Source organism: Bradyrhizobium centrosematis (genome assembly GCF_045571495.1).
Classification (GTDB): domain Bacteria; phylum Pseudomonadota; class Alphaproteobacteria; order Rhizobiales; family Xanthobacteraceae; genus Bradyrhizobium; species Bradyrhizobium centrosematis.
Genome location: NZ_CP120703.1, coordinates 3,524,657 through 3,549,262, shown reverse-complemented (window position 1 = coordinate 3,549,262; position 24,606 = coordinate 3,524,657). Strand labels below are relative to the sequence as shown.

The 24,606-nt window shown below is 64.2% G+C and carries 26 protein-coding genes; 10 read left to right on the top strand and 16 right to left on the bottom strand.

What is annotated here, in order from left to right; translation table 11 throughout:
- Together P6U31_RS17175 and P6U31_RS17170 are read right to left on the bottom strand one after the other, a co-directional pair.
- Complete coding sequence (locus tag P6U31_RS17175) at positions 1–411, bottom strand: GNAT family N-acetyltransferase (RefSeq protein ID WP_407189546.1); 411 nt, start codon at positions 409–411, stop codon at positions 1–3.
- Positions 412–437: 26 nt separating this feature from the next.
- Entirely contained in the window at positions 438–1,937 is a 1,500-nt protein-coding gene (locus tag P6U31_RS17170) for an NAD(P)H-hydrate dehydratase (RefSeq protein ID WP_407189545.1), read from the bottom strand.
- A gap of 381 nt (positions 1,938–2,318) precedes the next feature.
- Here P6U31_RS17170 and P6U31_RS17165 point away from each other — a divergent pair, with 381 nt between their 5' ends.
- Both P6U31_RS17165 and glnA read left to right on the top strand, forming a co-directional pair.
- Positions 2,319–2,657 carry a P-II family nitrogen regulator gene (locus P6U31_RS17165; protein ID WP_007603495.1) on the top strand — a complete coding sequence of 113 codons (339 nt, stop codon included), beginning with the start codon at positions 2,319–2,321 and terminating at the stop codon, positions 2,655–2,657.
- Between the two features lie 151 nt (positions 2,658–2,808).
- Entirely contained in the window at positions 2,809–4,218 is a 1,410-nt protein-coding gene (glnA, locus tag P6U31_RS17160) for a type I glutamate--ammonia ligase (RefSeq protein WP_128926036.1), read from the top strand.
- A gap of 73 nt (positions 4,219–4,291) precedes the next feature.
- On the opposite strand, the gene P6U31_RS17155 is transcribed toward glnA, so the two are convergent.
- Both P6U31_RS17155 and P6U31_RS17150 read right to left on the bottom strand, forming a co-directional pair.
- Complete coding sequence (locus P6U31_RS17155; RefSeq protein WP_407189544.1) at positions 4,292–5,431, bottom strand: asparaginase; 1,140 nt, start codon at positions 5,429–5,431, stop codon at positions 4,292–4,294.
- Between the two features lie 507 nt (positions 5,432–5,938).
- Positions 5,939–6,508, bottom strand: a complete 570-nt coding sequence (locus tag P6U31_RS17150) for a pyridoxamine 5'-phosphate oxidase family protein (RefSeq protein WP_407189543.1) — start codon at positions 6,506–6,508, stop codon at positions 5,939–5,941.
- Between the two features lie 98 nt (positions 6,509–6,606).
- On the opposite strand from P6U31_RS17150, the gene P6U31_RS17145 reads away from it, so the two are divergent.
- Positions 6,607–7,494 (top strand): helix-turn-helix transcriptional regulator, encoded by an 888-nt coding sequence (locus P6U31_RS17145; protein WP_407189542.1) that lies wholly within the window; start codon positions 6,607–6,609, stop codon positions 7,492–7,494.
- A 158-nt stretch (positions 7,495–7,652) separates the two neighbouring features.
- Here P6U31_RS17145 and P6U31_RS17140 read toward each other — a convergent pair whose 3' ends face one another.
- The 4 genes from P6U31_RS17140 to P6U31_RS17125 form a co-directional block, all read right to left on the bottom strand.
- Entirely contained in the window at positions 7,653–9,257 is a 1,605-nt protein-coding gene (locus P6U31_RS17140; protein ID WP_407189541.1) for a TRAP transporter large permease subunit, read from the bottom strand.
- The gene (locus tag P6U31_RS17135; RefSeq protein WP_407189540.1) at positions 9,254–9,793 is read right to left on the bottom strand and encodes a TRAP transporter small permease subunit; all 540 of its coding nucleotides are present in this window, start codon (positions 9,791–9,793) and stop codon (positions 9,254–9,256) included. Before P6U31_RS17135 ends, P6U31_RS17140 begins: the two co-directional genes overlap by 4 nt.
- A 311-nt stretch (positions 9,794–10,104) precedes the next feature.
- Positions 10,105–10,341 (bottom strand): hypothetical protein, encoded by a 237-nt coding sequence (locus P6U31_RS17130; protein ID WP_407189539.1) that lies wholly within the window; start codon positions 10,339–10,341, stop codon positions 10,105–10,107.
- 987 nt (positions 10,342–11,328) lie between these two features.
- Entirely contained in the window at positions 11,329–12,102 is a 774-nt protein-coding gene (locus P6U31_RS17125) for a gamma-glutamyl-gamma-aminobutyrate hydrolase family protein (RefSeq protein ID WP_407189538.1), read from the bottom strand.
- A gap of 355 nt (positions 12,103–12,457) precedes the next feature.
- Between P6U31_RS17125 and P6U31_RS17120 the strand changes: the two genes are divergently transcribed.
- Positions 12,458–13,597 (top strand): AI-2E family transporter, encoded by a 1,140-nt coding sequence (locus P6U31_RS17120; RefSeq protein ID WP_407189537.1) that lies wholly within the window; start codon positions 12,458–12,460, stop codon positions 13,595–13,597.
- 6 nt (positions 13,598–13,603) lie between these two features.
- Here P6U31_RS17120 and P6U31_RS17115 read toward each other — a convergent pair whose 3' ends face one another.
- The 6 genes from P6U31_RS17115 to P6U31_RS17090 form a co-directional block, all read right to left on the bottom strand.
- On the bottom strand, positions 13,604–13,900 hold the full coding sequence (locus P6U31_RS17115) for an antibiotic biosynthesis monooxygenase family protein (protein WP_407189536.1): 297 nt from the start codon (positions 13,898–13,900) through the stop codon (positions 13,604–13,606).
- A 101-nt stretch (positions 13,901–14,001) separates the two neighbouring features.
- Complete coding sequence (locus P6U31_RS17110; RefSeq protein ID WP_407189535.1) at positions 14,002–14,241, bottom strand: hypothetical protein; 240 nt, start codon at positions 14,239–14,241, stop codon at positions 14,002–14,004.
- 59 nt (positions 14,242–14,300) lie between these two features.
- Positions 14,301–15,521: a diguanylate cyclase gene (locus tag P6U31_RS17105; protein ID WP_407189534.1), complete on the bottom strand. Its 1,221-nt coding sequence runs from the start codon at positions 15,519–15,521 to the stop codon at positions 14,301–14,303.
- A gap of 230 nt (positions 15,522–15,751) precedes the next feature.
- On the bottom strand, positions 15,752–16,231 hold the full coding sequence (rpsI, locus tag P6U31_RS17100) for a 30S ribosomal protein S9 (RefSeq protein ID WP_028178828.1): 480 nt from the start codon (positions 16,229–16,231) through the stop codon (positions 15,752–15,754).
- A gap of 1 nt (position 16,232) precedes the next feature.
- Positions 16,233–16,697 carry a 50S ribosomal protein L13 gene (gene rplM, locus P6U31_RS17095; protein ID WP_011087726.1) on the bottom strand — a complete coding sequence of 155 codons (465 nt, stop codon included), beginning with the start codon at positions 16,695–16,697 and terminating at the stop codon, positions 16,233–16,235.
- A gap of 158 nt (positions 16,698–16,855) precedes the next feature.
- Positions 16,856–17,284 carry a PaaI family thioesterase gene (locus P6U31_RS17090; protein WP_407189533.1) on the bottom strand — a complete coding sequence of 143 codons (429 nt, stop codon included), beginning with the start codon at positions 17,282–17,284 and terminating at the stop codon, positions 16,856–16,858.
- 85 nt (positions 17,285–17,369) lie between these two features.
- Here P6U31_RS17090 and P6U31_RS17085 point away from each other — a divergent pair, with 85 nt between their 5' ends.
- The 4 genes from P6U31_RS17085 to P6U31_RS17070 all read left to right on the top strand — a co-directional run bounded on the left by P6U31_RS17085 (position 17,370) and on the right by P6U31_RS17070 (position 20,829).
- Positions 17,370–18,194 (top strand): enoyl-CoA hydratase, encoded by an 825-nt coding sequence (locus P6U31_RS17085; protein WP_407189532.1) that lies wholly within the window; start codon positions 17,370–17,372, stop codon positions 18,192–18,194.
- 108 nt (positions 18,195–18,302) lie between these two features.
- The gene (locus P6U31_RS17080) at positions 18,303–18,887 is read left to right on the top strand and encodes a CoA-binding protein (RefSeq protein ID WP_407189865.1); all 585 of its coding nucleotides are present in this window, start codon (positions 18,303–18,305) and stop codon (positions 18,885–18,887) included.
- A gap of 139 nt (positions 18,888–19,026) precedes the next feature.
- Entirely contained in the window at positions 19,027–20,307 is a 1,281-nt protein-coding gene (locus tag P6U31_RS17075; RefSeq protein ID WP_407189531.1) for an O-acetylhomoserine aminocarboxypropyltransferase, read from the top strand.
- Between the two features lie 177 nt (positions 20,308–20,484).
- Positions 20,485–20,829, top strand: coding sequence for a hypothetical protein (locus P6U31_RS17070; protein WP_407189530.1), 345 nt, complete (start codon positions 20,485–20,487; stop codon positions 20,827–20,829).
- Positions 20,830–20,847: 18 nt separating this feature from the next.
- Here P6U31_RS17070 and P6U31_RS17065 read toward each other — a convergent pair whose 3' ends face one another.
- Positions 20,848–21,930, bottom strand: a complete 1,083-nt coding sequence (locus tag P6U31_RS17065; protein ID WP_407189529.1) for a COX15/CtaA family protein — start codon at positions 21,928–21,930, stop codon at positions 20,848–20,850.
- Positions 21,931–22,039: 109 nt separating this feature from the next.
- Between P6U31_RS17065 and P6U31_RS17060 the strand changes: the two genes are divergently transcribed.
- On the top strand, positions 22,040–22,261 hold the full coding sequence (locus P6U31_RS17060; protein WP_407189528.1) for a DUF2842 domain-containing protein: 222 nt from the start codon (positions 22,040–22,042) through the stop codon (positions 22,259–22,261).
- On the opposite strand, the gene P6U31_RS17055 is transcribed toward P6U31_RS17060, so the two are convergent.
- Complete coding sequence (locus tag P6U31_RS17055; protein ID WP_407189527.1) at positions 22,245–23,288, bottom strand: polysaccharide deacetylase family protein; 1,044 nt, start codon at positions 23,286–23,288, stop codon at positions 22,245–22,247. The two genes, P6U31_RS17060 and P6U31_RS17055, sit on opposite strands and share 17 nt — an antisense overlap.
- Positions 23,289–23,418: 130 nt before the next feature.
- Between P6U31_RS17055 and P6U31_RS17050 the strand changes: the two genes are divergently transcribed.
- A complete protein-coding gene (locus tag P6U31_RS17050) occupies positions 23,419–24,600 on the top strand; it encodes a GNAT family N-acetyltransferase (protein WP_407189526.1) in 1,182 nt (393 codons plus the stop codon).
- Positions 24,601–24,606: the final 6 nt, after the last annotated feature.

Sequence of the window (24,606 nt, the reverse complement as noted above, 5' to 3'; positions counted from 1 at the left end):
CTACCGGCGCCTCCAAACATAGCGAGCGTCTGGCTCCTTCTCCTCGTTCCGCGCCCCGTCAGTCTGCTCCACCAGCGCGAACCCGCGCGCCTCATAGAAGCGGCGCGCCGCCGCATTGCGCTGGAAGGTCCAGAGTTCCAGCCGATCGACTGCGCTTTTGGCGATGTCGAGGAGCTCGCTGCCGACGCCGCGGCCTTGCGCGACCGGAAGCACGTAGAGCTGTTCGATCCAGCCGTCGCGAAACGCGATGATCCCGCAAAGCTCATTACCGTCGAAACGCCCCCACACGCGGCACGTCGGAAAGACACGCTCGCGATAGAACCAGCGATCCTCGTCCGGCGTATGCAGCCCGGCGAGCCACGGCATCGCCTGGTCGAACGCAATCCGATGCACCCGCGCGGCCGCGCCCATGTCGGCAAGTGCGAGCTGCCTGAGCACTAATACTCTACTCCCAGCGCATCATAGATCCGCCGGTGCACCGCCGGCAGGGTCTCGGTGAGATCCTCCGCAATCAGTCCCGGCCCGGCTTCGCTTGCCGCCTCGCCGTGCATCCACACGCCGATGCAGGCGGCTTCGAACGCCGGCACGCCCTGCGCCAGAAGGCCTGCGATGATGCCTGAGAGCACATCGCCGGCGCCGGCGGTGGCGAGCCAGGGCGGCGCATTGGCGGCGATGGTGGCGCGACCGTCGGGCGCGGCGATGGTGGTATCCGGCCCCTTCAGGAGCACGACCGCGCCGGAACGCTCGGCGGCGGCCCGCACGCGCTCGAGCTTGGAACGGCCGGGATGCTTGTTGCTGAGGTCGGAGAACAGGCGCGGAAACTCGCCCTCATGCGGCGTCAGCACGACTGCATTGTCCTGTGACGACTTGATCGATTCGAACAGCCGTTCGGGCTTTGCGGCAAAGCTGGTCAGCGCATCCGCATCCAGCACCAGATGCCGCTGCGCCGACAGCGCGGTGTGGACGAAGTCGCAGGTGCGTTCACCGACGCCGGCGCCGGGGCCGATCATGCAGGTGTTGTAGCGCTTGTCGCCGAGCAGGTCGCCAAACTCGATCGCGGTGTCGACGGCGCGCACCATCACCGCAGTCAGTGCGCTCGCATTGATCGCGAGCGCATCGCGTGGGCTCGCCAATGTCACAAGACCCGCCCCGGCGCGCAGCGCGCCGCGTGCGGCAAGCCGCGCGGCACCGGTCGCCGCCGCATCGCCGGAGACCGCCAGCACATGGCCGCGCGCATATTTGTGGCCGTCGATGCGCGGCACCGGGAAGGCGGCGCCCCAGACATCCGGATCGTTCTCGAAGGTCTGCGGCGCGATCTCGTCCAGCACCTGCGCCTCGATGCCGATGTCGGCGACGTGCACGCGGCCGCAATGCATCCGGCCCGGCAGCAGCAAATGCGCCGGCTTCTTGCGAAAGAAGGTGACGGTCTCGGTCGCATTCACGGCCACGCCCATCACCGCCGCGCTGGTGCCGTTGATGCCGCTCGGCAGGTCGACCGCGAGCACCGGCGCGCCGTTGGCGTTGATCGCCTCGATCATCTCCCGCGCCTCGCCCTCGACGGGGCGGCTGAGGCCCGCGCCGAACAACGCATCGATGATCAGCGCAGGTCTTCCGATCGCCTGCGGATTGAACGGAAGCACCGGGTACTTCCAGCCGCGCGCGGCGGACGCCGCATCGCCCTGCAGCTGCTCGCGCTCGCACATCAGGATCACCGAGACCTCCCGCCCCTGGGCGGCGAGCTCGGCGGCTGCGACAAAACCATCGCCGCCATTGTTGCCGGGGCCTGCCACGATCAGGATCGGCCCCTCCTCCACCAGCGCCTGGGCGGCCTCGGCGACCGCCTGGCCCGCGCTCAGCATCAGCTTGAAACCGGGCGTGCCGGCCGCGATGGTGAGCTGATCCGCCCGCTGCATTTCGGCGTTGGTCAGAACTTCCATGCCACTTCCCTAGTACAATCGCCTTTTCAACAGGCAGCTTCAGCGCCGGCGCGGCGCGTGGAACGACGATCTGCACATATATTGAACCGTTTGCCTATTTCGTAGTCTTCGGTATTTTGTGCAGGTCGGCGTCGCCGTCAGAGATGCTCGTTAAAAGGCTGATAACGCTCCAATAATCAGGGCATTTGCAACTTGGCATAGACCCTGCTTTCGAGGAAGCCGCTTCGGTTCGTCGTGCTCACTGGCGTTTATCAGGGTGTCGCCGGCCGTTGTTGCCGGACAGGTCAGGACTCCCGGCATAGCGAAGACAAAATCGTGCGTGAAGAAAAGCGCATCCTGACGAAGACGTTGCTATTTGATCGAAAGGCCGGGAGGCGCGCAGTGAAGAAAATCGAAGCCATCATCAAGCCATTCAAGCTCGACGAGGTGAAGGAAGCGCTTCAGGAAGTCGGCCTTCAGGGCATCACCGTCACCGAGGCCAAGGGCTTTGGCCGGCAGAAGGGTCACGCCGAACTGTACCGCGGCGCAGAATACATCGTCGACTTCCTGCCCAAGGTGAAGATCGAGATCGTGATCGGCGACGATCTGGTCGAGCGTGCCATCGACGCGATTCGCCGCGCCGCGCAAACCGGGCGCATCGGCGACGGTAAGATCTTCGTCTCCAACATCGAAGAGGCGATCCGCATCCGAACCGGCGAATCCGGGCTGGACGCTATCTGAGCCGGGTGCTATCCCGCATTTTGCGACACTCCGACTAGAAAGAAGGCTGCTTCGGCGGCCTGATTTCGTTTGTGCGGTCGCGCAAAACTCGCCCGAGCGAGAATAATTTTGCTCATCTGGAAACCGACCCGCAGAGCCAAAAGGGGTATGCATGAAGACCGCCAAAGACGTCCTGAAATCGATCAAGGACAACGACGTCAAGTACGTCGACCTGCGCTTCACCGATCCGCGCGGCAAGTGGCAGCATGTGACGTTCGACGTCAGCATGATCGATGAAGACATCTTCGCCGAAGGAACGATGTTCGACGGCTCCTCGATTGCCGGCTGGAAGGCGATCAACGAGTCCGACATGTGCCTGATGCCGGACCCGGTCACCGCGACGATCGACCCGTTCTTCGCCGAGACCACCATGGTCATCACCTGCGACGTGCTCGAGCCGACCACCGGCGAGCCCTACAACCGCGACCCCCGCGGCATCGCCAAGAAGGCCGAGGCCATGGTGAAGTCGATGGGCGTGGGCGACAGCGTGTTCGTCGGCCCCGAAGCCGAGTTCTTCGTGTTCGACGACGTGCGCTATTCGTCCGACCCCTACAAGACCGGTTTCCGCCTCGACTCCTCCGAGTTGCCGACCAATTCCGACACCGAATATGAAGGCGGCAATCTCGGCCACCGCATCCGCACCAAGGGCGGCTACTTCCCGGTTCCGCCGCAGGATTCGGTGCAGGACATGCGCTCGGAGATGCTTGGCGCCATGGCCAAGATGGGCGTCAAGGTCGAGAAGCACCATCACGAGGTCGCTTCCGCCCAGCACGAGCTCGGCATGAAGTTCGACACGCTGACGCTGATGGCCGACCACATGCAGATCTACAAGTACTGCATCCACCAGGTCGCCCATATCTACGGCAAGACCGCTACCTTCATGCCGAAGCCGGTCTATGGCGACAACGGCTCGGGCATGCACGTGCACCAGTCGATCTGGAAGGACGGCAAGCCGGTGTTCGCCGGCAACAAATACGCCGACCTCTCGGAGACCTGCCTGCATTACATCGGCGGCATCATCAAGCACGCCAAGGCGATCAACGCCTTCACCAACCCGTCGACCAATTCCTACAAGCGTCTGGTCCCGGGCTATGAGGCTCCCGTGCTGCTCGCCTACTCCGCGCGCAACCGCTCGGCCTCCTGCCGCATCCCCTACACCGCTTCGCCGAAGGCCAAGCGCGTCGAGGTGCGCTTCCCCGATCCGATGGCCAACCCCTATCTCGGCTTCGCCGCGATGCTGATGGCCGGCCTCGACGGCATCAAGAACAAGATCGATCCGGGTCCGGCGATGGACAAGGACCTCTACGACCTGCCCAAGGAAGAGCTGAAGCAGATCCCGACCGTGTGCGGTTCGCTGCGCGAGGCGCTCGAAAATCTCGACAAGGACCGCGGCTTCCTCAAGGCCGGCGGCGTGTTCGACGACGACTTCATCGACGCCTATATCGAGCTGAAGATGACCGAAGTCGCCCGCTTCGAAATGACCCCGCACCCGGTCGAGTTCGAGATGTACTATTCGGGCTAAACGGCCCGAACGCTCTGCAACAAGCAAGAGGCGCTTCCGATGGAGGCGCCTTTTCGTTTTGGCAAGCCGGCCGCTACCACGTCGCCGTAAATGCCTTCTGCAGTTCGGCCGGCGCCGTGACGCCGCTTGCGATCAGCAATTGGGTGAGCACGCGCGCCTTCTGCGGATTGAGATCCTCGGACACGACGAAACCGTTCTTGTCGTCGTCGACCTCGACGTTGCGCGTCACGAAGCCGGACCGGACCCGTGTCGAGCGCACGACCATGATGCCCTTCTTCGCGGCCGCTTCGAGCGCATCGAGCGCAGCCTTCGACGTGTTGCCGTCGCCGACGCCGGCCAGCACGATGCCCTTGGCACCGTGCGAAATGGCGTCCTCGATCGGAACGGCGTCCATGTTGGCGTGCGAGTAGACGATCTCGACGCGCGGCAATTGCTCGCCCGCCGGGAGCTGATAGGTCGCGCGCTTGAAACCGGGAGCCTGCGCCATGAAACGAATGCCGCCGGCGGTATCGACATAGCCGACAGGCCCGTCATTGGCGGAGCTGAACGTCTCGATGCTGGTGGTGTTGGTCTTGGTGACGGAGCGCGCGCCTTGAATCTTGTCGTTCAGCACGGCCATCACGCCGCGCCCGCGCGAGCGCGGATCGGCCGCGACCTGCACGGCTTCGTAGAGATTGCCGGGGCCGTCAGCGCTGACCGCCGTCGCCGGCCGCATCGAGCCGACGATCACCACCGGCTTGTCGCCGCGCACCACGTTGTCGAGAAAGAACGCGGTCTCCTCGAGCGTGTCGGTGCCGTGGGTGATGACGACCCCGTCGGCCTCGTTCTTGTCGAAGGCCTCCTGGATGCGGCGGGCCAGCGCAAACCAGACCTTGTCGTTCATGTCCTGTGACCCGATCGACGAGATCTGCTCGGCGTTCAGCTTCGCCAGCTTGTCTAGGCCCGGCACCGACTGCACCAACTGCTCGCCGGTGATCTGGCCGGATTTGTAGGCGCCGGTCGCACGCGCGTCGGCCTGGCCTGCGATGGTGCCGCCGGTCGCAAGCACGAGAATGCGCGGCAGATTGGCGGTGGAGGCATCCTTGCCCGGCTCTGCGGCCTGCGCCGAGACGCCGATGCTGCCGGACCACAGCGCGAAAGACATCAGTGCAATGGCAAGTCTCGAGACCCGGCCGGGCTGGTGATGTGCTGATCTGACGGCGTCGCTGATCATCGAATATCCTCCTGCTGCCCGGGCGAGCTATTCGAAACCGCGCAATGGGGCCGAAGATGGGCGGCCGCACGCAGGACGGGTAGAGCGTCGCAGGATCGCATCGCAATGAGCCCTGCTCCGCTCTATGCACGAACTACGTCGTCATGGGCATCGCGCAGCGCAGCCAATCGATCTTCATGCCGGTCGGCTATCTGCCGTCGCAGGACCCCTATCGCGCGCCGCGGATGGAGCGGACGATGTGAGGCGCCTTCGAGCCGTTCGCTTTCGTTCCGCATCCGACTCCACTTCGTTCTCGAAGAACAAATCAGAGCCGAGAAAATCCGAGCGGACCAATTCCTACTGATTGGTTTATCTCGTCCGAAATTGGGAATAGATCTCGGTGACTACCGGAGCCCACTTCATCAGCGCAGCGTCACCCGACAGCCCTGCGCCTGAAAATGCTCCTGTGTTCCTCGTCCCTTGGTTCGCAGGCCGGAGGCTCCGACATGGAGCGCGAGTCTTGCTCGGTCACGGTGGCGGCACCATGCCGTCAGGGACAAAGTCGGTCGGCAGGCCGTCGATGCTCTTCATGTTCTTCAGGCCCCAATATTTTCGCAAGTTGTCGATGCCCTGCGCCGTCCAGTAGCGCACGAGGCTGCCGCGCTCCTGCTTGTAGTCGAACAGCGGCACACCCATGCCACATGACGTCTGCACGAGGTCCACCGCGAGCCGCACGATCTGGCGCGCTCCGGCGATGTCCTCGAAGTTCGGCATGAGATCGGCGTATTCCGGCGTGCCGCGCATCAGCGATCGGCCCTGGCCGTAGAGCCGCAGGATCATCGGAGGACCATCGAAGGCGCAGAACATGATGGTCAACCGCTTGTCGGCCGAGGCGACCAGATGCGCGCGGGTCTCGCTGCCGCTGCCGGTGCAATCGACATAGGCGACGTCATTCTCTCCGAGCACCCGAAACGAGGACAGGCCCTTGGGCGAGACGTTGATACGCCCCTTCGGTGGAGCGCTGGCGACGAAGAAGAGCTTCTGCCGCGCAATGAAGGCCACGTGCTCCGGTTCGATCTTTGCGAATTGCTTGCCCATGCCCGTCCCTCCTCTGCGCAGAGGTCAAGTGGAGATGGAGACTAGCATGGTAGCTGTACCGGTTTAAGGATGGACTTTATCCTGGTATAAGGATCACTATGAAAGGACAGGATTCGATCACCCGCGCTCTCTCCCTTAGTGCATTCTTACGGGCGCTTCGCGAGCGCCAGTCTCCAGCGGAATTCGGTCTCGCCGCCGGATCACGCCGACGCACGCCGGGCCTCCGGCGCGAGGAGGTTGCGCAGCTCTGCGGATTGAGCGCCACCTGGTACACGTGGATCGAGCAGGGTCGCGACGTGTCCGTCTCTGCGTCGACACTTGCCCGGCTCGCACGCGGATTGCGCCTCTCACGCGCCGAGCGCAGCTATTTGTTCGAAGTCGCTGGCAAGCGCGATCCCGAGCGGCCGGACAACAGGGATGCCCCGCCGGAGGCGGTGCTGGCCTGCGTCGATGCGATCGATGGTCCTGCTTACATTCTCGATCGCACATGGGGCGCGCGCCGCTGGAACACGAAAGCATCCCGGCTGTTCGCAGGATGGCTCGATACGGACGGCGACAAGAACCTGCTGCGCTACATCTTCCTCAGGCCTGAGGCGCGCACGCTCATCCGCGACTGGACGTCCCGCGCGCATCGCGTCGTAGCAGAGTTCCGCGCCGCGGTGACGGCTTACGCCGATGATCCGGATATTTGCCGGCTCGTCGACGAACTGAGAATTGGAAGCCCGGACTTTGAGCGCTGCTGGCAGTCACAAGGGGTGCTGGCACGCGAAGGCGGCGAACGTGCGTTCAACCATCCAGCGATGGGACAGCTGCGCTATCAGCAGGTGTCCTTGTCTCTCGCGGGCTGGCACGACTACCGCCTGACGATGCTTCTCCCCACGGGACGAGGCTCTGCCGTCGAAGAGACCGGTCGCGAACAACGCCGGCCGCACCGCCAGCGTTTGGGATCGGCCAACCGAGCCCGATCAGTCAAGCTTCGAGGATAAGGGAGGCTTGCCGCCCATCTTCCGAAAAAGGCAACTAAAAGAGTCCCTTGATCAGGCGCGACGTCGCCGTCGCGGCCTGCGGCTCTCTCCGCAAGAGCACGCGTTTGCAGCTGACCGGCAACTCTTCAGGATCTCTGGATCTGTCCCAGCACAAATCCTCAATTCTTCGGCTGACCGAAATCAAGCGGCGGCGGCAGCTCGACGTCAGGAATTTCGATCTTGATCTTGTCCAGATCCACCTTCCTGGGGGCGTCCAGCAGCCCGGTGACGGTTATCGGGAATGCGATGACAATCGCGACCATGATCGCCTGCAGGCCGATCCAGGGCATCGCGCCCCAATAGATGTCCGAGCTCTTGACCTCCTTCGGCGCCACACCCCGCAGATAGAACAGGGCGAAGCCGAAGGGAGGATGCAGGAAGGAGGTCTGCATGTTGACGCAGAGCATGACACCGAACCAGATCAAAGCAGCGTCCGCCCCGACGACGGGTGCGAGCAGCTTCTGTGCGATCGGTGCGATCATCGGAATGATGATGAAGGCGATCTCGAAGAAATCGAGGAAGAAGGCAATGAAGAAGATGAACAGGTTCATGAAGATCAGGAAGCCCCAGACGCCGCCGGGGAGCGATGTCAGCATGTGCTCCAGCCAGACACCGCCGTTGCAACCGAGAAAGACGATCGAAAAGCAGGTCGATCCGATCAGGATGAACGTCACCATGCAGGTGATGCGCATGGTGGTCTCGTAGCCCTGCTTGACCAAGTTACGGAGGTCCGGAATCCTGACCGCCTCGAGGCAGACCCAGGCAACCGCGAGATAGGCGATCGCGAAGGCGATCTTGAACGCCAGATTCGGCGTGAAGTAGATGCCGATGATGGTGCCGACACCGGCCGCTGCGACGCCGACGAGCAGCACCTTGTGGCCGGCCGAGCTGAAATCCTTGTGATGGATGACCGCGAGGACGATCGCGCCGACTGCGCCCATCGCACCTGCCTCGGTCGGAGTGGCAAGGCCGAGCATCATCGTGCCGAGCACCACGAAGATCAGGACGGCGGACGGGATGATGCCCAAAAGGCACTTGCGCCAGAGCGCCCAGCCCTTGAGCGTCCTTGCTTCCTTGGGCACCGCCGGAACGTGGCTCGGCTTGATCACGCTCAGAGCAAACGTGTAGCCGGCAAAGAGTGCGATCTGGAGGATCGATGGGCCCCAGGCGCCTAGATACATGTCGCCGACCGACTTCCCGAGCTGGTCCGCCAGCACGATCAGAACCAGCGAGGGCGGCACCAGCTGGGTGATGGTGCCGGATGCCGCGAGCACGCCGGTGATGTAGCGCATGTTGTAGCCATAGCGGATCATCACCGGCATCGAGATCAGCGCCATCGCGATCACCTGCGCCGCCACGGTGCCTGTGATGGCACCGAGGATAAAGCCGACGATGATCACGGAATAGCCGAGACCGCCGCGAATGGGGCCGAACAACTGCCCCATCGAGTCCAGCATGTCCTCAGCGAGGCCGCACCGTTCGAGGATCGACCCCATGAACGTGAAGAACGGGATGGCGAGCAGCAGCTCGTTTGCGAGAACGCTGCCGTAAATGCGCTCCGGGATCGCCTGGAGGAAGCTGAAGCCGAAGAACCCTTCGTGGATCGCGAGAAATCCGAACGACAGGCCGAGAGCGGCCAGCGTGAAGGCGACCGGATATCCGATCAGCATCGCCAGAACGAGTCCGCCGAACATCAGCGGCGGCATCATCTCAATCGTGATCATTGGGTCGGCCGCTCGTATTTCGCATCGATGGTGACTTCACCGCGCAAGGCCGCCGCTCGCTTGATGGCTTCCGAAACGCCTTGCAATGCCACCATGAAGAAGCCTGCCGGCAGGACAAACTTGATCGGCCACCGCAGGAGACCACCGGCATTGTTCGACATTTCGCCGATGATGAACGAGTTGTAGAACATCGCCCAAGACAGGTAGCTGAGAAGCAGGCACGCCGGGACGAGGAAAACAAAGGTCCCGATCAGGTCCAGCCACAGCTGGCCGCGTTCGGACAGCATGAGGTAGACGATCTCGACGCGGACGTGCTCGTTGCGCTTGAAGGTGTAGGAAGAGCCGAACATCACGATGACGGCGAACATGTACCACTGCGCCTCGAGCCAGCTGTTGGAGCTGTAGCTGAAGGCGTACCGGATCATCGCATTGACAGCGCTGACCACACAGGCCGCGAGCACCAGAATGTTGCAGACGTTGCCGACTTTTTCATTCAGCCAGTCGATAGCTGTACTTACCGCCAACAATGGGCGCATCGATCGCTTTTCCCCGCTCGCTGGGTGCTGAGCCCAAACGAGCATGAGCATGGCGCTGCGTCAGCAGCCTTCCATTCCTGCGCGGGAGCTAGTCCACCCCTCCTGATGCTTCCGCCCGTTCTTGTTGTCGGTTTTTGGCAAGACCTTTTCAGGTCTCGCCCGCCGCGTGAAGCAAGGGCAGCTTTACCGTCCGCCAATTCCGGGTCAACAGGAAAATGGACAGTTGGCCGCAGCAAGGTTTGAATAGAGTCGCGGCTCTTGCTCCGCTGCAGGTCGCCCTGTCTTTCCCCGCTCGAAGCGTCGGGGCGCGCCTAAACCTTGACGTCGTACTGCTTGCAGAGGTGATCGCCGATCTGAACAAGCATGGCGACGCATTCGGGGTAGCCGGGCCGATCTGAGGTGGCCCGATCTGCGCTGGCCCGAAACTCCCAGGAATTCCCGTCGCGAAGGATGGATATCGTCATTCCGTCGGGGCAGTCGGCGTGAACCTTCAACTCGGCCTTCGCCATGGCGATGAGTTCGCTCTCGGTCTTCACAGGTCTGCTCATGAAGGTAATCCTCCGTCTTGGAACAGAAATTTAGGTGCACCTGCCCAGCCCCATCAAACCAATTTGTCCGATAAGTTGGCTCCCGGCATTGGGGTAGCGCAAGCCGTTCCGAGGGCGCCTGTGCCGGTAATGGGCGTTCAAGGTCCTCGCGAGGCGTCGGGCAAAACACCCCGGTCAAGCCCCTCCTCCTAAAATATTCCGCTTTCCCGAATTTCGGAAGTATGGCATACACGCGCCATCCCGGCCCTGCCAAAGGGGCGCTTCGCGATCGTCACGAGATGCGGGCCGGGTGGCGGTGGACGAGGTAGCGCCGGCGCGGCTTGCGTGATGACAGGGCGGGCAACCGTGAGGCATCAGGCGACGCGATACGACCCGGCGCGGTCACAGCGGTTTCGTCGGTGCCTTGGGGCGAGCACACGCGAGCCTCCCGGCAGTTCGGCGAGACCGTCCGCGGACGGAGAAGTCGTGTGGTCCTGACGCCCGGGGTCTGTGCGTCAAGGCTTGCGGTGATGTGGCGGCCCAACCGGGCACGCGCATCAGCCATCCGCAAGGTGACGGGGGCAATAGTGCATCGCTCCCCGGGGAGAGCACGAAGGACACCGTTAAAACCAGCCGCGCAGGGAAGGCCGGGCGACCGGCATCACCTGTGGTCCACCCCGTGTGCATCTTCCAAAGCGCACGGACTTGCGGGTGCCGCCGGCGCCCGGCCTTCCCTGCGCCCTTTGGCCTTTCAAAGCGCGCCAACGACCTGCAAGCCTCGGGCGAAATGCGCCGCGAGATTGAAAAGGCGTGTCTGCAATTACGAATGCCGATGAAGTGCGATCCAGTTGCCTCATGCTCCGTCATTGCGAGCCAACGGGTCCGCGCAAGGCGCGGCACGATGACAGGCTCCGCGAAGCAATCCAGTCTGCCGCAGCAGAGACATACTGGATTGCTTCGCTGGCGCTCGCAATGACGTGGAGAGAGCGAGCGCCACGCGCGCGTGCCCTACGCCGCCGCCTTCTGCCGCGCGACCAGCGCTTCGCCGAAGGCTTCGAACAGCTTGCGGTTGATCGGATTGTGCTGGGGATCGTATTCGGCGTGCCACTGCACGCCGAGCGCAAAGGTCGGGGCTTCGGCGATGCGGATCGCCTCGATGGTGCCGTCCTCGGCGACGCCCTCGATCAGCACGCGCTTGCCGGGATCGAGGATGCCCTGGCCGTGCAGTGAGTTGACCCTGATCTTCTCGCAGCCGAGGATCCTTGCGAAGGCCCCGCCGGGCGTCAGGTCGACATCGTGACGGTCGGCAAACACCACGGTCGGGTCGGGATGGATCTCGCCGTTCTCGAGCCGGGGCATGCGATGATTCATGCGGCCGGGAATTTCGCGGATTTCGGGATGCAACGAGCCGCCGAAGGCGACGTTCATCTCCTGCAGGCCGCGGCAGATGCCGAACAGCGGGATGCCGCGAGCGACGCAGGCGACCGAGAGCGCCAGCGCCACCTCGTCGCGATGGATGTCGTAGGGTTCGTGCTTCTCGCAGGGATCGACGTTGAAACGGGTCGGGTGCACGTTGGCCCGCGCGCCGGTGAGGATGATCCCGTCCACGGTGTCGAGCAGCGCGGCGATATCGGTGATGTCGGGGGCTCCAGCGAACATCACCGGCAAGCCGCCGGAGACCTCGGCCACGGCGCGCAAATTGCGCTCGCCTACCATCTGGACCTGAAATCGATTTTCGACGCGATGGGAATTCCCGATCACGCCGACGACCGGCTTTCTCATCTGTCGTTCCGCGCCTCTCCGTGAAGAAGATTCTCCAAACATGCCCCTCCAATGGAACAAATTCAACCGAAGGGATCGCGGGACGGCAATGCTATTTTCGGGCAAATGCCGCCCCGGCCTCGCCCCCCGGCGGCAGGCCGGCCGCCGTCAGGGGCGGTTGCGGCCGGATCGCCCGGCGCGGCCAGGAGCCCGAGCAGACCCGCCCATTTGCTGATGAAGCTCAAACCGCCGTCTGCAGCGGACCGCACCGTCGGCGTGCGGGCGTCAAACCAGCGCGTTGGCGCGGTCTTGATCGGAAGCGCGTTTGTCGAGAAAGTGCGGCGCGCAATTGCGCTGAACAGGATCCGATGTGACCATGTCCAAAATAGATGAACGCTCCCGGGCCCGCGGCGACCTCGCTTGGGCGATCTCGGTCGGAGGCATCGGCGTCGTGCTGTTCACCGCGCTGCTCGCCTTCACCTGGTATTTCGCCGCCACCCTGCTGCTGATCTTCACCGGCATGCTGCTCGGCCTCGGTCTCAACGCGCTGACAGGCGCTCTCGGCCGCCACGTGCCGCTGCCGCATGCGGTGCGGCTCGCGATCGTCTGCGTCGCGCTCGCCTTGATGCTCGCCGGCATCGCCTATCTCGGCGGCGCCACCATTGCCGAGCAGGCTTCGCTGCTGAGCAAGACCCTGAAGTCGCAGCTTGCCAACGTCAGGTCGTTCCTCGACAGCCACGGCATCGACACCAGCTTCTTCGATCTCGGCAACGGCCCGGCTGACGCCTCGAGCAATGCGCCGTCGGACGCGACGTCACCACCGCCGGCCGCGTCCCCGCGCGGCCCCCTGCCCAGCGCCGGCGCGCTCGCCTCCAGCGGCGGCGCGATCGTGAGCCAGACCTTCAAACTGCTGCTCGGCACCATCCACGGTGTGGGCAACATCTTCATCGTGCTGTTCCTGGGCTTCGCCTTCGCCGCCCAGCCCGCCGTCTATCATGACGGCCTGTTGTTCCTGGCGCCGGCCCGGCACCGCACCCGCGTCACCCTCATCATCGACCGCATCGCTGAGACCCTGGAGCGCTGGCTGATCGCGCAGATCATCGTCATGCTCGCTGTCGGCGTGGTGACCTGGATCGGGCTCGCCCTCATCGGCATCCCCGGCTCGTTCATCCTGGGGATCCAGGCCGGCCTGCTCGCCTTCATCCCGACGGTCGGGGCCATCATCGCCGGCGTCATCGTGGTGCTGGCGAGCCTTGCCTCGGGCTGGATCCCGGCGCTCTCGGCGTTTCTGCTCTTCATGGGCGTGCACGCCATGGAGAGCTACGTGCTGACGCCGATCCTGCAGCGGCAGGCGCTCGACATTCCGCCGGCCACGCTGTTCGCGTTCCAGATCCTGCTCGGCGTCGTGTTCGGCATCTGGGGCCTCGCACTGGCGCTACCGCTGGTCGCCATCGCCAAGGTGATGATCGACCATTTCAAGACCTATCAAGCGCCGCCGCTCGTGGAAGCGGCCTGATCCAGCTCAGGTCGTCAGCACGGTTTCGGTGTGCTCGACCTCCGGGGGCGCCGCAAAATAGTGGCCGACGAGGCCACGCCATTCGGTAAAATTCTCCGAGCCGCGGAAATCGACGGTGTGGTTCTCCAGCGTCGCCCACTTCACCATCAGCCGGTAGCGCTGCGGCTTCTCGATCGATCTGTGCAACTCGAAGCCGTGAAACCCCTTGGAGCGGCCGAAGGCGGCCTTGGCCTTGGCGACGGCGGCCTCGAAATCCTTCTCGCTGCCCGGCTTGACGTCGATTTGCGCGATCTCTGTGATCATCGGTTTCCACCCTTCTTGTTCGATCAGCGTCTCTACCGCAGCCGGCGAAAAAGAAAAAGGCGCCGAAACGGCGCCCTGCTCGGCCGAAAAATGCAGATCTCTCAGGCCAGCAGCAGGACCGTGCCTGCCACGATGAGGGCGCAACCGACGAACAGTCCGACGGGCCAGTAGCTGCGGCGGCTTTGCGTGTAGCGCCCCTGCGCGCGGCGCTCGCTGATCAACGCGCGCTCATATTCATCCGCGGTGGAGAACAGGCAGGCGAAGCCGCTGCGTGCCGATGCGGCAGCGGCTTCGAGCGACATCAGAGTGACTTGCGGATTCTGTCGACGGATCGATTCCATGACCGCAATGGTAGGGATCGAATGGTAAACAGAAGCTTACCGCAACGCCACCTCGTGTCTTAAGCGGTCGCCGGCCGCGCCTGCGGCGCGCCGACCCGCGCGGCGCTCTGGCGGCGCCAGTTCTCGAGTGACAGCGGCAGCTCCTCCGCCGCCTCGACGCGGTTACGGCCGCCGCGCTTGGCCTGGTAGAGCGCAGTGTCGGCCGACGCCAGCAGCACCTCGAGCTCGGTGCCGGCAGGCCCGCCGGCCACGCCGATGCTGACTGTCGTGTCGACCGGGCCCTCATCGACCACGACGCCGGAGGTTTCGAATGCCTCGCGCACGCGCTCGGCGACCAGCACACCCTCCTCCAGCGAACACGGCAGGAGCGCTGCGAATTCCTCGCCACCGATGCGGCCCGACAGGTCGGTGATGCGCAAATTGCTGACGACGACGGTGGAGAACAGTCTCAGCATCTCGTCGCCGGCGGGGTGGCCGAAGCGGTCGTTGATCGACTTGAAATGATCGATGTCGAAGATCATCACGGTCACGGGACGTCCGGCCTTGGCCTCGCGCTCGATCACGCGGCCGCAAGCTTCCGAGAAGCCGCGCCGGTTGAGCATGCCGGTCAGGGGATCGGTCGAGGCGGCGGTCCGGTGTGCCGTGACGGTGCGCTCGGATACCAGCATGAAGATCACGAATACGGTGCCGACGGCGTAGAGGATCAGCTCGACCGCGAACACGGTGACCCAGATGCTCGACGAGAAGCCGGCATCGTGCGGACGCAGGAAGCTGCCGATCACGATCGGCAGCATCAACACGCAGCCGTGCATCACGGGCATCACGAAGGCCGGCCAGCGTCGCTGCACGCTCTTGCGCCGCTCGGTCCAGAGCTCGCTGGCGGTCAGTGCCGCATAGACCGAGACGATGCCGGCGCCGATGATCATCCGCAGCATCGATGCCTCGGGAGCGATCAGCGTGACGGCGGCGACCCAGGCCAGCGCGCCGAGCAAGAGCCCCGGCCAGTTCGGCTTGCGGCCATGGAAGACGCGCGCCGCGTTCCAGACCATGCCGCAGGCGACGAAGCCGACTGCGTTCAGCGCGAGGTAAAGATGCGGGCCCAGCCTGTCGCCGGCCGCGGTCCACAGCGCGACGGAAGCCGCGCCGAGCAGGTAGGCGGTGCCCCACCATTTCAGTGCAGGGCTGTTCTCCTGCCTGCCGAAAAAAACCATCATGGCGCCGAGCAGTGCGGCAACCATCGTGGCGACCAAATAGAGCGTGATGCTATCGAGCGACATCATGTCGGCCCCCTCTAGATCATAGCAGTTACGCGATCGGTACATCCGATTTGCGCGCCCTTCCGAAGGCGACGCTAGGGGGGGCCGGGTTCCATTCAGGTTTTCACGCAGACCTAAGTTTTCCGGAAACACGCCATCAATTTGCGTACAAACGAACAACAAAAAGGGCGCTGAATTCAGCGCCCTTTTGCATCTCATTGAAGCCGCTTTCGCGGCGAATGTGACAAAAGCGATTAACGCTTCGAGAACTGGAAGGACCGGCGGGCCTTGGCCTTGCCGTACTTCTTGCGCTCGACCACGCGCGAGTCGCGGGTCAGGAAGCCGCCCTTCTTGAGCACGCCGCGCAGCTCCGGCTCGAAATAGGTGAGCGCCTTGGAGATGCCGTGACGGACCGCACCGGCCTGGCCGGACAGGCCGCCGCCGGCAACCGTGCAGATCACGTCGTACTGGCCCGAACGCTGGGCCACGGAGAACGGCTGCTCGATCATCATGCGCAGAACGGGACGGGCGAAATAGACCTCGACCTCGCGCGAGTTGACGGTGACCTTTCCGGCGCCCGGCTTGATCCACACGCGGGCGACAGCGTCCTTGCGCTTGCCGGTGGCATAGGCGCGATTGAACTTGTCGACCTTCTTCTCGTGCTTGGGCGCCTCGGGCGCCGCCGCCGTCTTGAGCTGCGAGAGCTGGTCGAGCGACTGGATGGATTCGGCCATGTTATGCGGCCCTCGTGTTCTTGCGGTTCAACTTGGCGATGTCGATCTTCTCGGGCTGCTGCGCCTCGTGCGGATGATCGGCCCCGCCGTAGACACGGAGGTTGCCCATCTGCACGCGACCGAGCGGACCGCGCGGGATCATGCGCTCGACGGCCTTCTCCAGCACGCGCTCCGGATGCTTGCCCTCGAGGATCTGGCGCGCGGTGCGCTCCTTGACGTGGCCGACATAGCCGGTGTGCTTGTAGTAGGTCTTCTGCTCGCGCTTGCGGCCGGTGAGGACCGCATGCTGCGCGTTGATGATGATGACGTTGTCGCCGCAATCGACGTGCGGAGTGTAGGTCGGGAGATGCTTGCCGCGCAGGCGCATGGCGACAATGGTGGCGAGGCGGCCGACGACCAGACCCTTGGCGTCGATCAGCACCCACTTCTTCGTCACCTCAGCCGGCTTTGCCGAAAAGGTTTTCATGTCGGAGTTTCCGTGGACGGGAGATATCGGCGCGAACACCGCGCCGGACTGCGCGGGTTTCTAGAGAAGAGATGCGCGACGGTCAATGCCCGACAGCGTAAATTTTATATGTGAAATCAATTACTTATAAATATGGTGTTATATTACCTGCAAAAAGCTCAAACATTTGGAATGGAATAGGTCGAGGTGACATGGGCGATCGGATCCGGCGAGGTGCCGGACAAGAGCTTCACCTCCCCGACCGCCAGCCGCTTGCCGAGCTTGAGCAGCCGGGCTTCCGCCAGCACGTCCTGCCCGGGCTGACCCTTGCGGAGGAAATTGATGTTGAGATTGGTGGTGACGGCGAGCCCGATCGGCCCGATTGCCGATAGCAGCACCACGTACATTGCAAAATCGGCCAGCGCCATCAGCGTCGGCCCGGACACGGTTCCGCCGGGCCGCAGCATCTTCTCGCTGAAACGCTGGCGCAAAAGGCAGGTCTGGCCGTCCGCGCTCTCGATGGTGATGTCGTCGCCACTGAAGGCCTGGGGAAACTCGACACGGAGAAACTGCTCGACCTCCGCCACGCCCATTTTCGCTGCCGCCATGCTGTTCCCCACCCTCGCTTCGCCTGCCCTGTTACATTAAGTTATCTGCGTCATTCAAATGCAATAATCCAACGGAAACGCTTCGATGTCCGGCCAGGCCGCCCGCGCCCCCTCCCCGCAACCGCCGATCCTGCTGCGCGAGACCGCCGGCTCCATCGCAGTCCTGACCTTGAACCGCCCGGCTGCCCGCAACAGCCTGTCGGCAGCGATGATCGCGACCCTGCATGCCGAGCTCAACGAGATCCGCGAGGACAAGGCGGTGCGCGGCGTCGTCCTCGCTGCCAACGGCCCGGCCTTCTCCGCCGGCCACGACATGAAGGAGCTCACCGCGCGCCGCACTGATCCCGACCGCGGCCGCGCCTTCTTCGCCGAGATGATGACCGCCTGCAGCGCGATGATGCAGGCGATCGTGCATCTGCCGAAACCCGTGGTCGCGTCCGTCCAGGGCATCGCGACCGCGGCCGGCTGCCAGCTCGTCGCCAGCTGCGATCTTGCGATCGCCTCGAAAAAGGCGAAGTTCGCCACGCCCGGCGTCGACATCGGCCTGTTCTGCTCGACACCGATGGTGGCATTGTCGCGCAACGTGCCACGCAAGCAGGCGATGGAAATGCTGCTGACCGGCGAGCCGATCTCCGCCGACCGCGCCCGCGAGATCGGCCTCATCAACCGCGTGGTGCCCGCCGGCCTCGAGCTCGGCGCCGCGATCGAGCTCGCGCAACAGGTCGCGCTGAAATCCGCCTACACCATCAAGCTCGGCAAGCAAGCATTCTACCGCCAGGCCGAGATGAGCCTTGCCGACGCCTATCGCTATGCGGCAGAGGTGATGACCGAGAACATGATGGCGCGCGACGCCGAGGAAGGCATCGGCGCCTTCATCGAGAAGCGCGCGCCGAGCTGGCGGGATGAGTAACTGTATTTCTTACGCCGTCATTCCGGGGCGATGCGAAGCATCGAACCCGGAATCTCGAGATTCCGGGTCGGCTCTTCGAGCCGCCCGGAATGACGAATGAAGGATCACATGAACCACGACGCCTATCCCGACAATTACATCCGAGGCATCCTCAACAGCGTGAAGTCGATCGCAATGGTCGGCGCCTCGCCTGTCAACGTGCGTCCGAGCTATTTCGCGTTCAAATATCTGGCGCAGCGCGGCTATGACATGATCCCGGTCAATCCCGGCCATGTCGGCAAGGAGCTGCTCGGCAAGCCGTTTGTCGCCTCGCTTTCCGACATCGGCCGCCCCGTCGACATGATCGACATCTTCCGCAATTCCAGCCACATCATGCCCGTCGTCGAAGAGGCGCTTACGCTCGATCCGCTGCCGAAGGTGATCTGGATGCAGCTCGGCGCACGCGATGACGCCGCGGCGGCGAAGGCGGAAGCGGTCGGTATCAAGGTGGTGATGAACCGCTGCCCCAAGATCGAATATGGCCGTCTGTCGTCCGAGATCTCCTGGATGGGCGTCAATTCGCGCACGCTGAGTTCCAAGCGCGCGCCGGCACCGACGCAGGGCATGCGGCTATCCCTCAATCGGATGAGTGTCGGCGGCGGCAACACTGCCGCGTCGGATCGCGCTGCGAAAAACAAGACCGAGCAAGGCTGACGCAATCGCGAAGGATTCATTCCGCGAACGCGACAATGCGTAGCAAGATCGTTCCGATGTGAAGCGGCGCCTTGACGCGGAACGCCGCGCCCATCAGCATGCCGCGCGATTTTCAGGCCACAAGAACAGGACGCCATCAATGAGCGATCGCCTTCCGGGATTTTCAACCCTCGCCGTGCATGCCGGTGCACAACCCGATCCCACCACGGGCGCGCGCGCGACCCCGATTTATCAAACGACCTCTTTCGTCTTCAACGACGCCGATCACGCCGCCTCGCTGTTCGGCCTGCAGGCGTTCGGCAATATCTACACCCGCATCGGCAATCCCACCAACGCGGTGCTTGAAGAGCGCGTCGCCGCGCTCGAAGGCGGCACCGCCGCGCTCGCGGTGGCTTCCGGCCATGCCGCACAGGTCGTGGTGTTGCAACAGCTGCTGCAGCCCGGCGACGAATTCATCGCGGCGCGAAAACTCTATGGCGGCTCGATCAACCAGTTCACGCACGCCTTCAAGAGCTTTGGCTGGAACGTGGTGTGGGCCGATCCCGATGACATCGCGAGCTTCGAGCGCGCGGTGACGCCGCGCACCAAGGCGATCTTCATCGAGTCGATCGCCAATCCCGCCGGCAGCATCACCGACATCGAGGCGGTCTCGACGGTGGCGCGCAAGGCGGGCGTGCCGCTGATCGTCGACAACACGCTGGCCTCCCCCTACCTCATTCGCCCGATCGATCACGGCGCCGACATCGTCGTGCACTCGCTGACGAAGTTCCTCGGCGGTCACGGCAATTCGCTCGGCGGCATCATCGTCGATGCTGGCACCTTCGACTGGTCCACCGGCGGCAAATATCCGATGCTGTCGGAGCCGCGCCCCGAATATCACGGCATCCGCCTGCAGGAGACCTTTGGCAATTTCGCCTTCGCGATCGCCTGCCGCGTGCTCGGTCTGCGCGACCTCGGCCCCGCGCTGTCGCCCTTCAACGCGTTCATGATCCTGACCGGCATCGAGACCTTGCCGCTGCGCATGCAGAAGCACTGCGACAACGCCAAGGCGGTTGCCGAATTCCTCGCCGGCCATCCGGCGGTGGCCTCGGTCAGCTATGCGGGCCTTCCAAACGACAAGTACAACCAGCTCGCCCGCAAATACGCGCCGAAGGGCGCAGGCGCCGTGTTCACCTTCAGCTTGAAGGGCGGCTATGACGCCGGCGTCAATCTGGTGTCGAAGCTGCAGCTGTTCTCGCACCTCGCCAATGTCGGCGACACCCGCTCGCTCGTCATCCACCCCGCCTCGACCACGCACAGCCAGCTCGACGACGCCGCCAAGATCAAGTCCGGCGCCGGTCCCGACGTGGTGCGCCTCTCGATCGGCATCGAGGACAAGGAAGACCTGATCGCCGATCTGGAACAGGCGCTGGGGACGTAGTCCTCATTGTCATTCCGGGATGGTCCGAAGGACCAGACCCGGAATCTCGAGATTCCGGGTTCGGTGCTTCGCGCCGCCCCGGAATGACGGTCGCTTCGGCCGCCGCCAGTTAACAGTCGTTAACCATGTCGGCCCCATACATCGTCTTTGGATCGCCCCCTTGATTCGGAGCCGACGATGCTGCGCTGGATGATGCCTGCCCTAGCCGTGACGCTGACGGTCTCAAGCGCGCTCGCCGCAGACCTGCCGGCCACGCCGAAGCGGCGGGCCGCAGCTTCTCGACAGGAGCCGGCAAAAGTCTACGTCGAAACGGACCCGGACGCGTTGATCTCGCCGGCCTATGGCATCGGCAGCTACATCAGCAACCTGCCGGGCACGCCCCTGTTGCCGGGCTCGCACACCCTGCCCGGCTATTACGGCCGGCCCTGGGATTACGACTATCAGGGGCCGTATTACGGCGGGAAGCAGGTCGATTATTTCTGGCGCCTGCCCTATGCCTGCGGCGTTTACGGCTATTGCTGATCAGCCGGCTGATGGTGATCAGCCGGCCTGACCGACCGGAACCGCGCGCGGCTGCGGGTGCGTCTGCTGGCGCGAAGCGAGCCGTTCCACCTGCATCACGGCTAGCGTCAGCACCACGATCGCAACCGCCTGGTGAGCCAGCGCGAGACCGATCGGCACCTGGTTGAGCAGCGTGAGGATGCCGAGCACGGCCTGCAGGCTGATCGCGGCGAACAGCCACAGCGCCCCGCCCGCCGCCGAGCCTGCGCGCGACCGTACCGCATCGACTGCATGCAGCAGCGCCAGCCCGAACAGGGCGTAGGCGGTCATGCGGTGCTCGAACTGCACCGTCAGGACATTGTCGAACATGTTGCGCCACCACGGCGTTTCGAACCACAGCCGCTCGGCCGAGGGAATGAACGCGCCGTCAATCTGCGGCCAGGTGTTGTAGGCGCGGCCCGCGCGCAGGCCCGCAACCAGCGCGCCGAAATAGATCTGCACCAACGTCACCACGAGCAGCAGCGCACTCGTGATCCGCAGCCGCGCCGATGCTGCGATTTGCGGCCGCTCCTTGAGCCGCCGCACCGTCCAGACGATGCCGGCAAAGATCAGAAGCGCGAGCAGCAGATGCGTCGCCAGCCGATATTGCGACACCTCGACCCGTTCGCTAAGGCCGGAGGCGACCATCCACCAGCCGACCGCGCCCTGGAGGCCACCAAGCGCGAACAGCAGCCACAGCCGCCGCTTCAATTCACCGGACAGGCCGCCGCGCCACAGGAAGAACAGGAACGGCAGCAGATAGGCGACGCCGATGAAGCGGCCGAGCAGCCGGTGGCTCCATTCCCACCAGAAGATCTCCTTGAACTCCGATAGGCTCATGCCCGCATTGAGCTCGCGGTATTGCGGGATCTTCTTGTAGGCCTCGAACGCCTCGGTCCACTGCGCCTCCGACAGCGGCGGCACGCTGCCCGTGACCGGCTTCCATTCGACGATCGAGAGCCCGGATTCCGTGAGCCGCGTCGCGCCGCCGACCAGCACCATCAGCGCGATCAGCGCGGCCACGGAGATCAGCCACCAGCGCACGGCGCGATGCGGCTCGGACGGAGTGGAAATCATCGTCATTTCAAGGACAAAACCGAGCCTGTGCCGAAGAGACTTGAACCGGACTGCGTGCCCCTTATAGTCCCCCGCTCCCGCAGCGCAAGTTACGCGAAAGCCACGATATTCCACCATGACGATCCGCACCCGCAAGTTCCTCGGCGCCATCCTGCTGCTGGTGCTGGCCACGATCTGGGCCCTGCTCGGCATGGCGGCGGCACAGATGCCCTGGATCGCCGAATCCGGCTGGCGGCAGGCGATCTATTACGTCGTGGTCGGCATGGGCTGGGTGCTGCCGGCAATGCCGATCGTGAGCTGGATGCAGCGGCCGGACCGCGTCAAGTCTGGCTCGTAGCGGTCGGTTTCACCGGCGCAAAGGCAACGCCCGATACCAGCACACGCAGCATGCGCAACGAACGCACGCGGCCGTCCCAGGAAATCCGCGGCAGCGCGCGCAGGTTGGTCCGTCCCTCCGCATCCACGATGCCGGGGATCGTCGACACCGCGCTGGCAAAGCCTGCCTCCGCGGCCATCAAGACGTGGCTGCGCCGGAATGAGGCGCGGTCGCCGAACGGAAAGGCGAAATGCCGGACATCGCGGCCGAAGGCGGCTTCCGCGACGGCCTTGCCCATCGTGATCTCGCGCAGCGCCGCAGCATCCTTCATGTTGGCGAGAGCGGGATAGTTCACGGTCGCGCTGCCGATCGTGACGAGCGGATCGGCGGCGAGCTTCGCCAGATCCTCCCAATCCATCGACGCCTCGCGCGAGAGCGCGGCAAGATCGATGCGGTACCGTGTGCAGAGATCGGCGATGGCCGCCGACAGGTCCGCCGGCGACAGCGAGCGCAGCCAGCTTTCCAGATGCGAAAACAGCGCCTGCTTCTCGGCGGGATCGCTGACGACGAAGCGCTGCTCCTTCTCGCCCATCATCAGGCTGATCCGGCTCTGCCGCGCGATCACCTGTTCGAGCCCGAGCCACCAGGCCTGTCCGGCGCCATCGGGAAACGCGGTGGGCACGTAGATCGTGAAAGGCACGGCGTGTTGCGCCAGCACCGGATAGGCAAACTCGATGAGATCCTTGGTCGCACCGTCGAAGGTGAGCGCCGCGAAGCGCCGCTTCTCCGGCAGCGTCACCGCGCGCCGGCAGACCTCGTCCATGCCAAGGAAATCGTACTGCCAGCGCTTCAGCGCGCGAATGGCGCGGTCGAGAAACTGCGGCGTGATCTCATTCGCGCGCAGCGGCTGAAACCCGCCGCGCCGCCGCGGGCACACCCGTTGAAAGCGCAGGATGGCGCCGGCACCGCGACTGCGCAGCGCGGCCCGGCCCGTGAACCAGGCCAGCTCATGCCGCAGCCGTTCCAGCCATCTGACGTCGGATGCCAATATCCCACCCTTACGCCCGCGAGGCGCCCGTTCCCGCTGCCATTGTCCTTACCCTTTGTTGACAATTCTTTGCAAAGGTCGGCCACAGGCCGATTGACGTCACTTTCTGATTTCTCGACAGGTTTCGCGGATGACCATGGCTGCGGCGATGCAAAGCCGGACGGCAGAAGCGCCAGCGCGGTCGAAAGCGAGCCGTATCGCGCATGTCGACATCGTCAGCGATCTCGGCGCCGCCGAGGCGGTCTGGCGCGCTTTCGAGGAGCCCGGCCATCTCTTCACGCCCTATCAGCGCTTTGATCTGCTCTGCCCCTGGCAACGAATGGTCGGCGAGCGCGAGGGCGCGCGTGCCTTCGTCGTGATCGGCCGCGACGCCGATCACAAGCCGCTGCTGCTGCTGCCGCTCTCATTGCGGCAAAGCCACGGCGTGCGCACGGCCTGCTTCATGGGCGGCAAGCATACGACCTTCAACATGGGCATGTGGGACGCCGCGTGTGCCGCGCAGACCGCCGTCACCGATCTCGAGGTGTTGCTGGCGCCGCTGCGCGAGCATGTCGACGTGCTGGCGCTGACGCAGCAGCCGCTGCGCTGGCGCGACCAGCAGAACCCGTTTGCGCTATTGCCGCGACAGAGCGCAATCAACGGCTGTCCGCAGCTGGTGATGCAGCCGGGCGGGCCGCCGGCATCGCGGATCAGCAATTCCCTTCGCCGTCGCCTCAAGAGCAAGGAAAAGAAGCTCCAGTCCCTCGCTGGCTATCGCTATCACCTCGCCACCACCGATGCCGACATCGTTCGCCTGCTCGACTGGTTCTTCCGCGTCAAGCCGGCCCGGATGGCGGAACAAAAGCTCCCGAACGTCTTCGCCGAACCCGGCGTCGAACAGTTCGTCCGCAGCGCCTGCCTTGCGCCGCGAGGCGAAGGCCGCGTCATCGACATCCACGCACTCGAATGCGATGACGAGGTGATCGCGATCTTCGCCGGGGTCGCCGACGGCGAGCGCTTCTCGATGATGTTCAACACCTACACGATGTCCGAGCACGCCCGCTACAGCCCCGGCCTGATCCTGATGCGCTATATCATCGACCGCTACGGCGAGCGCGGCTACCGCGCGCTCGATCTCGGCATCGGCTCGGACGACTACAAGCGGATGTTCTGCAAGGACGACGAGGAGATCTTCGACAGCTTTGTTCCGCTGACCTCGCGCGGCAAGCTCGCGGCCATGGCGATGTCGTCGCTCAGCCATGGCAAGCGGCTGGTGAAGCAGAACCAGATGCTGTTCGATCTAGCCCGACGGCTGCGGCAGGCGTTCGGGTAGCGAGCC